Annotated in this window: 7 protein-coding genes; 5 read left to right on the plus strand and 2 right to left on the minus strand. The window is 62.2% G+C overall.

The genetic code is table 11. The annotated features are described in order from the left end of the window. Positions 1-304: 304 nt before the first annotated feature. Positions 305-739 (minus strand): hypothetical protein, encoded by a 435-nt coding sequence (locus F6X53_RS31190; protein ID WP_151005684.1) that lies wholly within the window; start codon positions 737-739, stop codon positions 305-307. 481 nt (positions 740-1220) lie between these two features. On the opposite strand from F6X53_RS31190, the gene F6X53_RS31195 reads away from it, so the two are divergent. The 3 genes from F6X53_RS31195 to F6X53_RS31205 all read left to right on the plus strand — a co-directional run bounded on the left by F6X53_RS31195 (position 1221) and on the right by F6X53_RS31205 (position 6026). Beyond that, positions 1221-3740 carry a hypothetical protein gene (locus F6X53_RS31195; protein WP_151005686.1) on the plus strand — a complete coding sequence of 840 codons (2520 nt, stop codon included), beginning with the start codon at positions 1221-1223 and terminating at the stop codon, positions 3738-3740. A 790-nt stretch (positions 3741-4530) separates the two neighbouring features. Then, positions 4531-5121, plus strand: coding sequence for a Ros/MucR family transcriptional regulator (locus F6X53_RS31200; protein ID WP_238298089.1), 591 nt, complete (start codon positions 4531-4533; stop codon positions 5119-5121). A gap of 56 nt (positions 5122-5177) precedes the next feature. Then, positions 5178-6026 (plus strand): metal-dependent phosphohydrolase, encoded by an 849-nt coding sequence (locus tag F6X53_RS31205; RefSeq protein ID WP_151005687.1) that lies wholly within the window; start codon positions 5178-5180, stop codon positions 6024-6026. Positions 6027-6059: 33 nt separating this feature from the next. On the opposite strand, the gene recD2 is transcribed toward F6X53_RS31205, so the two are convergent. Next, positions 6060-8249, minus strand: a complete 2190-nt coding sequence (gene recD2, locus F6X53_RS31210; protein ID WP_151005689.1) for an SF1B family DNA helicase RecD2 — start codon at positions 8247-8249, stop codon at positions 6060-6062. A 521-nt stretch (positions 8250-8770) separates the two neighbouring features. Here recD2 and F6X53_RS31215 point away from each other — a divergent pair. Continuing rightward, the gene (locus F6X53_RS31215) at positions 8771-9235 is read left to right on the plus strand and encodes a Ros/MucR family transcriptional regulator (protein WP_151005692.1); all 465 of its coding nucleotides are present in this window, start codon (positions 8771-8773) and stop codon (positions 9233-9235) included. A gap of 192 nt (positions 9236-9427) precedes the next feature. After that, entirely contained in the window at positions 9428-9658 is a 231-nt protein-coding gene (locus tag F6X53_RS31220) for a hypothetical protein (RefSeq protein ID WP_151005694.1), read from the plus strand. Positions 9659-9884: the final 226 nt, after the last annotated feature.

Consider the following 9884-nt stretch of genomic DNA (forward strand, 5'->3'; position numbering starts at 1 on the left):
CGTCCTCCTGAACGTCCCCGCCACGATCCGCCCCGACAGTTCCCACCCACGGGCGCGCCAGACAGTCAGGCCGACACGATCGCACCGCTGGTCTTGAAGGCGATCGGGATTCGGGTGGTCGGTCGAGTTCGTGACGAAGGTGGAGGAGAAGGCGTCGGCGAGCGTCGGACTGCGAGGTGCCCGCCAGGGCTCAGAGCAGGCCAGCGATGCCGATAGGCGGGCCACGACGGAGGAGTGGGACGCCTCGAAGGGATTAAGTGAATGAAGGGGCGAGATTTAACTCCGATCTCGCCCCTTCCTCCTGTCAGGGCAGACGCATCCGGATCGCGAACGCGTCGTTCGGATCGCGCGTGTAAACGTTCTGATGGGGCCAACAGTCACGCGCCGCAACGATGACAGGTGCTTCATTGAGGCCCAGACCCTCCAACGTGCGCTCGACCTGCGATTTGGTGCCCCGCGTTTTCACGCCGAAGAACATGGCGTCGCCGGTTCGGATCAGGATCGGACCACGGATCACGAAGCCAACTCGGGCGAACAACTTGGTTGCGTCTTGATTGACGGGAGCGCCCTTCCTGTAGTTCCAGAAGTGTAGCTCCGCCGGCTGACCAGCCCAGGTGATCGGAGCCACCATGCTGGTCGTGAAGGCGGTCTTCTCGACCCAGGTACTCTCCCGCTTCCCATGCTCGTCAATCCGGACGACGGAGGAGAGACGGCGGCGCTTCTTCTTAACAACGGTCATAATATTAATTCCTCAAATTGAGCGAATTTGGCCTGAAACACTTGCTGCCAGTTCGCCTGTGTCTAACGATCTCTTCGTAGATGGAGGCGCGGCCGAACGTCAAAATTAAAATTACGAATGCTCAGCCTGGATTTTCAGGCAGGCTCTATCGATGGGACCCGGCGAGTGACCGAATCTGTCGCGTGGTGCGGTCGAATCCTGAATGCTCTCAGGCCCGGAACGGCATCCGGGCGCAGGCCACATCGGCAGCCCGCGAATCTCACGCTCAGCCGTTCAGACCAAGCTCAAGTTAGTTCACGTGAGATATCGTGAGATAAATATGGACAGACAAGTGCCTGTGCGGGCATTTTGGTTAAGTCTCGTTGCGAGACGCAATAACCCATTTTTAGAAAGACATTTCTCAATGACTTCTCGCGTTTACGCCGTGAGCGATCTCACGCGCACCTATACCTCCGCTCAGACTGGAACTCGACGCCTCGACATGGTAGCGATCACCGGTCTCGACGAACTGCCCTCGTTCGCCGCCGTTCGCGATCACGTCCTGAACGGGCTGCGCTATCCCCTGCTCCAGGCCAACAAGCTGGAGAGCTACGGCTGGGTGCCGACCCTCTACATGCCCAACGAGCGCATCTTCACGAGCCGACAGACCGGGCATTCCTTCACCCGCTTCGGCTGCTGGCGCAACGGAGCCGCCGAGAACCCGACGCTGAGCCTGTTCTACGCCGACGTGGATAATGCTGACACCGGTCGGCCCACCGTCTCCATGCAAAGCGTCGCCGCAGCCCTGGATGCTCGGGGCCTCACCTACTTCATGTACACGAGTTTCAGCCACACGGCCGAGAAGCCGAAGTTCCGGGTCGTCATCGACACGGACCGGGACCTCACCCGTGTCGAGATGCTGCGAATCGCGGTGTTGCTGAACCGCGTCGCCTTCGGTCAGCAGGCAGACCTCTCGATCTACGATCCCGGCGATTTCGTGTTCGCGCCGCCGCACAACACGACCGTCACGGAGCACCTGCGCGGCTTGCCGCTCACCGTCGATGCGGCGCTCGCCGAGCAGCATCAGCTTGAGCAGCACTACCCCTGCATCTGGACCAAGTACGTCGCCCAGAAGCAGACACCCGAGGCCCGCATCGAGCCGACTCCGGAGCAGGTCGCGGCCATGAAGCAGCGCCGGGCCGATCGGACTGCTCGGCCCGAGATGGTCATCGACAACCCGACCGTCTTCAACCAAGCCTGGGCAGGCTTCTACCGCGAGCGGATCACCAACAGGAGCCACTTCGAGACGATGCGTTCGCTGCTCGGCATGGTGTGGGCAAAGACCGCCGGCGCGCTCAGCTACGGTGAGGTGGATCAGATCCTCCGGCAGATCGACGCCACAGCCGGCGGCTACTTCATCCGCCAGCACGGTGAACAGAAGGCGGCGGACCTGATCGACTGGCTCATGAGCCTGCCCGTCGAGGAGGACGAGGACGCCCGTGAGTGGAACCCGCTCCTTGAACGGGATGAGAGCGGTTTGACGGTACAGGTCAAGGAAGGGGAGTGCGGCGAAGGCAAGACGCGCGACGAACTCACCCGCATGGCACGGGCGAAGGGCCGCTACGTCTACGTCGTGGACAAGATCGCCACCATCGAGCAGCGCAAGCAGGAGTTCTTCGAGATCGCCGGCCGCTGGACCGCGATGCGCTTCCGGATCGAGGAGGCGCACAGCGAAAAGCAGGAATGCCGAGTGCCGGTCCAGTTGGCCGCCATCCGGAAGGATCTCGACAAGGAGCCGGCGGGACGCCCCGCCATCGTGTTCGTGACCCAGGCCGGCGCGGCGATGATGGATTGGTCAGCCTGGGGGGACTGCGAGGTCATCTTCGACGAGGTGCCAGACTGCTTCACCACTTTCCGAATCGACGCGAAGAACCACGCTGAGGTGCTGCGCCGTTACGTGCACGTCGAGGCGGAGGATGGCGGCTGCTACAGCCTAGGCTCGACCGGTGCTGGCCGTGAACTCGCCCGCACCACGGACGTAGACGACTACGACAAGGTCCACCATGGTCTGTGCGTGCTGCTGAGCAAGCCGAACACCCACGTCTGGGTGAAGCAGAAGGCGTGGGACAACCCAGCCGAGGGCGGCCGGCTGGAGTTTTTCGCCGTCACCTCGCCGCTGAACCTCTGCCATTTCAGCAGCGTGCGCCTGCTCGGGGACGAGGCGATGAAGGCGGTCACGGTCAGAGCCTGGACTGAGAAGTGGGGTGTGACTTTCGAGCCGATCACGTTTGAGCGCCGCAAGCGCCTCGTGCCCACGGCAGATCGAGTGACGATCCGGTACTTCTCGGATCACCGCGACAGTTCAATCACCCGGTTCCATGAAGGCGACCTACCGCTCGAATCCGTGACCGCGTGGATCAAGCAGGACGCAGCCGGCGAGCCGGTGCTCTGGACCGCCAACGAGAAGCTGCGCGGGAAGGCTAAGCTCGACCAGCGCGACTTCATCAGCCCGAAGGCGCATGGCCGCAACGATCTCCAGCACTACAAGCGTGTGGCGTGGCTTGCCGCGATGAAGCCGAGCCAGTTTGAGGTTGGCTCGCTACGCGAGGTCTGCGGCATGACGGCTGCCGAACTGACGGAATGGCGCGAGTTCAACGCCATGTACCAGTTCGTGATGCGTTGCGTGCTGCGCGACTTCTCCTCAGCCGAGCCGGCCGTGGTTTACGTCTTCTCGCGCAAGCAGGCTGAGTACCTGAAGGGCCGCCTCGGCGGCACCATCGAGAAGGTGCCGGGTGTCGTCGAGGATAAGCCGGTGCGTTGCATCGACGAGGAGGGCGCGATGACGGACGCCGAACGGTCCCTGGCCAAATACTGGCGGGAAAAAATGCTGAAAGCCGGCGTCACCGATGTTCGCCTCCTGCCGAAGGCTGCCCAGAAGCTGGATGAGCGCAAGATCCGGCTGGTGAACGCCACATTCGAGAAGTTGAGCGCCGAAGCAGCGCCGAAGCGGCTGGCCGCATAACCAATTGGGTGAAGGGGCGCAGGCTGCGACCTGTGTCCCTGGCTCCCTACCGTCAGCTATGCTGCCTCTGTAGCTCGGGTTGGTAGCGGCGGGGATCGGGTAAGCACTCTTTAACCCCATTGCGCTCCACTCTCGACACGGAACCCTGTTCGTAGCAGAGCTAAGCCGCGCACCGTTGCTGCGCCGGAAACCAACAGCTTCCAGTTCTCAGGATTGATCAATGAAGCGCCGTAGCGCGCGACCCGTTGTGGTCGAAATCAAACGTACCCGTACCTCATCCGCATCTACCCTCGCCCATGCATTCGGCCGCACTCCGCCCAGCAGAGATCTCTGGAAGGGTTTGCCGCTTCACGATGTGGCTCCCTCGGTTGCGGACAAACCTAAACAGCAAGCCGAGGTCGTGCATCAGCCTGCGAAGGTCGCTGAGCAGACGCGCCGCGTTCTGCCCGCCATCACACCGATCTTCGTGCTGAGCGAGCCGGAGCCACGGGAGGAGCCAGCGGAATCTGACGCTGCTACGACCAGATCGCATCGGACCGGTGGCAAGCGTAAACGCCGAGCCTCGGCGGTGAGGCCGACAGCAGAGAGCGTGTCCGCAGCGCCGGCAGTCAGCGCGACCGATCGCATTGACACTGCTCAAGCACCAAAGCTGACTCCGAGCAATCCTACGCACCTACAGCAGCCGCGCTCGGATCGGCGCGAGCGCACTTCACGCCAGCCTGAGTTGCGCCGAGGTGAGGGTTGGAAGAAGCGACTGCCCCGCGCGTGCTGGTGAGCTTGCCGATGATGGTTGCGCCGCTATGTCAGTCGCGGCCAATCATCATCGGAAAGATTTCTTATGACAGTAGAAGCTGAGCAGTACGATCGTTTGGTTCGAACTGCTGAGATTGTCACATCCTACCTGAGCCGTAATCAGGTTCAGTCTATAGACTTGCCGAGCCTGATCCAGACTGTGCACGGCAAGCTTGTCGAACTGACGACAGAGGTTCCGGACAAGGTTGAGGCGGTTCAAACGCTGACATCGGCTGCGATTAAGCGCTCGATCACGTCCGACTACCTTGTCAGCTTTGAGGACGGCAAGCGCTACAAGACCCTTCGACGCCACCTGTTAGGACGGGGGCTTACGCCAGAGAGTTACAGGGCAAAATGGGGCCTGCCATCAGATTATCCAATGGTCGCGGCTGGCTACTCGGCTCATCGCGCGGAGCTTGCTCGCTCACTCGGGCTGGGCAAATTGCGATGGAGCGCCAAGGATGCGGCTTCGACTCCGGTCGCTAAGTCTAAGGCACCCGAGGTACTGACCGCCCAAACGTCTGGGGCGGACGAGAGCGCTGATCTGATTGCGCGCGAACCCATCGAGGATGGTGGCGCGTACGAGTAGGATCGCAGAACCGCCGGCTGTCCCGCCGAAAATTTTGTGCGCCGACGGAGCAGAGCATGCTCGACCCAACCAAGCTCCTGGCAAACGCTCTCGGCGAACATCTCTCGCTCAACTACCGGCGCACCTTCGGAAGCCGCGAGCCGCGCTTTGGCGAGATCATTGAGGAGGCGGCTCGCCTTACCATCGAGCGGATCGTCGGCAGCGATGCTCTCTACCACGACGCTTACCATACGGCGCTGGTAACTCTCGTTACTCAGGACATCCTACGAGGGCGCTTCATCTCTCAGGGCATCACACCCGAGGATTGGCTGCACGCGATCCTAGCGGCGCTGTATCACGACATCGGCTACGTGCGCGGCATCTGTCGCGGCGACCGTAACGGGCAGTTCGTCATCGATGCAAGTGGGACCATGATGGGTCTACCCCGAGGAGCCTCTGACGCGGCTCTCACGCCCTACCATGTTGAACGCTCGAAGATCGCCGTGGGGGAGCGTTTCGGCAGCCATGACATCGTCGATGCCACGCGCGTGGTCCGCGCTATCGAACTCACCCGCTTCCCGGTGCCTGACGACTGCGACCACACCGAGACAGCAACAGAAGCGGGTTTGATGCGGGCGGCAGACCTGATCGGGCAGCTTGGTGACCCGCTGTACCCGCGCAAACTGAACGCGCTCTTCCACGAGTTTGCCGAGGCCGGGCTCAACGAGCAGCTTGGCTACCTGACATCGGCCGACCTCGCCGAGCGCTATCCGACGTTTTTCTGGTCGAAGGTTGAGCCTGTGATCGGCGATGCGATCCGTTTCCTCGATCTCACCGTCGAGGGCCGTCGCTGGGTTGCCCACCTGTACGCGCACATCTTTGCCATCGAGCACGACCGCCGCCGCATGGGGCCGCATCCGGGTTGATGAATGATGTAGAATAGCGCTGGTGGACCTAACCTATCGGACGGTCAGCCACTCCCGCAGCTTCGTCCAACGACGTTTCGTCTGACCGCTCCGGACGGCCATGCCGATCGCCTTACGTTGGCCGATCAGCACCACAAGCTGCTTGCCCCGCGTGACCCCCGTGTAGAGCAGGTTCCGAGCCAGCATGTTGAAGTGCTGCGTCACAATCGGGATCACCACAGCCGGGTACTCCGAGCCCTGGCTCTTGTGGATCGTCGTAGCGAAGGCCGGCACGAGCGTGTCGAGTTCGCCGAACGGGTAGATCACCTCGCGGCCGTCAAAGGTGACGATCACCGCCTCTTCCTCGTCATCGATGCCGGTGACCATGCCGAGATCGCCGTTAAAGACCTCCCGGTCGTAGTCGTTCTGCGTCTCCATCACCCGGTCACCCGGCGCAAAGCGCCAGCCGAAGCGTTCGACCTGGGCCGGCGGGTTCGGGTTAAGCACGCGCTGGAGTTCGTGGTTCAGGTTGCGGGAGCCGAGTGAGCCTCGCAGCATCGGCGTGAGGACCTGCACGTCGCGCACAGGGTCGAGACCGAAGGTGCGCGGAATGCGGTTCGTGACCACCTCGATCAGCTTGGCAACGCCGATCTCGGGGTCGTCGATCTCGATCAGGTAGAAGTCGGCCTTCTCGCCCGGACGAGGCTTCTCGGGCATCTGACCGTGGTTGATCCGGTGCGCGTTGACGATGATCCGGCTCTCGGCTGCCTGCCGGAACACCTCGGTCAGCCGCGCCACGGGCACGCGCTCGGACGCGATCACGTCGGCTAAGACCTGCCCCGGTCCGACCGAGGGTAGCTGATCCACGTCGCCGACAAGCAGTAACCCAGATCGCTGCGGCACGGCCTTCAGCAGCGCGTTCATCAGCGGCACGTCCACCATCGAGGTCTCGTCAATGACGAGCAGATCGCAATCGAGCGGGTTCTCCTCGTTGCGCGTGAAGCCACCGTGCTTTGGGTCGATCTCCAGCAGCCGGTGGATGGTCTTGGCCTCCAGCCCCGTCTGCTCGGTCATGCGCTTGGCGGCGCGACCTGTGGGGGCGGCGAGCAGCACGTGCACGCCTTTGGCCTTCAAGATGCGCAGCACCGAGTCGAGGGTGCTGGTCTTGCCCACGCCCGGTCCACCCGTGATGATGCAGAGCTTCGAGCCGAGCATCAGCCGCACGGCCTCGACCTGTGAGGGCGAGAGTGTCTTGCCGGTCTTCTGCTCGACCCAGGGCCGCGCCTTGTCGAGGTCGATCTCCGGCCAGGGCGGCGTACCAGTTGCGCGCGCGATCAGCCGCTCGGCAATGATGCGCTCGGACGCGTGCAGCCCTTTGAGGAAGACGCAGGTCTCGCCGTCCACCGTGTCGGCGACCACCTCCTCGCCGCGCAACTCCAACGCGATGGCGACACGGATCAGGTCCGCATCGACCTCCAACAACTTCTGCGCGAGCACGGCGAGGCGCTCGGTGGGCAAGCCGCAATGGCCCTCGTCCATGGCGGTCTGGAGTGCGAAGGAGACGCCGGCCCGCAGCCGCTGCGGTGCCTCCTTCTCCAGCCCAAGCTTCATCGCGATGGCATCCGCCGTGCGAAAGCCGATGCCGCGGATGTCGCGCGCGAGCCGGTACGGGTCTTCGGTCATGACTTTGATCGACTCGTGGCCGTAGGTCTTGAAGATGCGCACCGCCCGCGCGGTACCTACGCCGTGCGCGTGCAGGAAGATCATGATCTCCCGCACCGCCTTCTGCTCAGCCCAGCCGCGCACGATACGCTCCGCGCGCTTCGGGCCGATACCGCCGACCTCCTTCAGCCGCTCAGGCTCGGCCTCGATGATCTCGAAGGTGGCCTCGCCAAACAGCGCCACGATGCGCTTGGCCATGGCTGGACCGATGCCGCGCATGTAGCCGGAGGCGAGGTACTTCTCGATGCCCTCAACCCCGGTCGGGGGTGCCGCCTTAAGAGTGTCAGCCTTGAATTGAAGCCCGTGCTGACGGTCAGAGAACCAGATGCCGGTGGCGGTGATCCACTCGCCCGCGCCGATAGCCGGAGCATGGCCGATCACCGGCACAAGGTCGCGTTTGCCGCGCGTCTGCACCTTCAGCACACAGAAGCCCGTCTCGGCATTGTGGAAGGTGACACGCTCTACGGTTCCGGCCAGCGCCTCGATCGGTATGCCACGCTCAAGCTTATCTTGCCTCCCCATCTCATTTATCTCGTTGGTTCAGCTTGCTCTGACGCATCGACTCCATCATCGTAGTGCTGGGTGCGACCTTCAGCACCATGTTCCCCGGCGGGATCATCGCGCGCCGTGACGAGTAACATGCGCCCACGTTGGAGTTGGGCCTACGAGAAGCACGGAAGTAGCAAACGCAATCATATGCGTGTTTCGCATGGTGGCGTTTCCTGCTCATCGGTCGAGCCCGAACTAAGGCAAGCCGGTTGCTAGTGACCTTCCCACTTCTCGCTGGTGACGCCTTAGCTTGAGCCTCCATGTGACGACACTGCCGGCTCGACCATTGTCAACAAACCCCATCGTATCGGTCGAACCAGTGAGGGCGGCGACAAGAGCTTAACCGCTGGTGCCACCCGATCTAACGCTGTGTACAGTAAAAGATATTCCGGAGTCGGTCTTCGGCCGTGACAAATAATTCCAGCGAACCCTCTTGATCATAATCTTAAAATAGCGAATTAGTCCGCCTGGAATTAACCAAATCGGAAAAGAAAATGACCGACCTATTTCAGGGCACACAGCCTGAAACCATCGAACTCTCCGCCGGCATCATTGCAGCCTATGTGTCGAACAACTCTGTGCCTGTGGCAGATCTTCCGGCTCTCATCAGCAACGTTCACGCGGCGCTGAATGGTCTCACCAGCGGGGCTTCGCAGGCTGCTGCCGAGGAGCAGGTGGAGAAGGCGACGCCGGCTCAGGTCCGCAAATCAATCACGCCGGATGCGCTGATCAGCTTCATCGACGGCAAGCCCTACAAGACGCTCAAGCGCCACCTCACCGGCCATGGGCTTGACCCCCACAGCTATCGCCAGCGCTATGGCCTGCCGAGCGACTATCCGATGGTCGCAGCCAGCTACGCGGCTCAGCGTTCGAAGCTTGCCAAGGCGATCGGTCTTGGAAGAGCGGGCGCTCAGACTGAGACCGAGCAGGACAGGGGGCGTGGCCGCAAAGCTGCTTAAACCGATTGTGGCCTCTCTGGGCACTCGTGGCAGTTTAGGCGAGTTGCCCAGGGAGGTTTTGAAAGAGCCTTAGCGAGGATTGGAGTTATCGCGGTTTCTCTGCGACAGGTCCACGTCGGTCCGCCGGCACCGCGTTACTCGAACTTCTCAGCCTCGAAAGCGTTACTGTTTTAGTAGCGATTGAGGCCGGTCATGATTGTGCCGGACCTTCATACGGTCACGGTTGTCACCTACGATTGCAAGCGCATCGTGCGTGCGTCGTCTGAGCGTGAGGCTGCTCTGCGCGCGGAATCCGTGCTTCGGTTGTTGTACGAGCGCGGTGAAGCAATCGGTTTCCGCGTAGAAGGGTCTGATACGGCAGCCATACTGCGCATTGCAGCTTACCTCGACGAGATTGTGCTCGAAGTCGCTTCTGGAGTGTGAGCCCCCGGTCTTGTACGTCGAGCCCCTAATCGACCTACGGGACCGCACTCCTTTTTCGAACGGGCTCGGGGCCTCCAAGTCAGCGCATGGCCTCTTGCAGTGCAATCTGACTGGCTCCGCGCGACGCCTCGGATTGGAGCCGCCTGCGCTCCTCAGTTTCTGGAGTGGCCCCCAATTTGACCGGACACCGGGCGCAACCGTGAGGGCCTAGGTGGACGCCTAGGCA

Source organism: Methylobacterium soli, from assembly GCF_008806385.1.
Classification (GTDB): Bacteria; Pseudomonadota; Alphaproteobacteria; order Rhizobiales; family Beijerinckiaceae; genus Methylobacterium; species Methylobacterium soli.

Coding starts and splice junctions, on each gene's coding strand:
- F6X53_RS31195 (WP_151005686.1), top strand. CDS start 1,221: ATGGTAGCGATCACCGGTCTCGACGAACTGCCCTCGTTCGCCGCCGTT.
- F6X53_RS31205 (WP_151005687.1), top strand. CDS start 5,178: ATGCTCGACCCAACCAAGCTCCTGGCAAACGCTCTCGGCGAACATCTC.
- F6X53_RS31220 (WP_151005694.1), top strand. CDS start 9,428: ATGATTGTGCCGGACCTTCATACGGTCACGGTTGTCACCTACGATTGC.
- F6X53_RS31190 (WP_151005684.1), bottom strand. CDS start 739: ATGACCGTTGTTAAGAAGAAGCGCCGCCGTCTCTCCTCCGTCGTCCGG.
- recD2 (WP_151005689.1), bottom strand. CDS start 8,249: ATGGGGAGGCAAGATAAGCTTGAGCGTGGCATACCGATCGAGGCGCTG.
- F6X53_RS31215 (WP_151005692.1), top strand. CDS start 8,771: ATGACCGACCTATTTCAGGGCACACAGCCTGAAACCATCGAACTCTCC.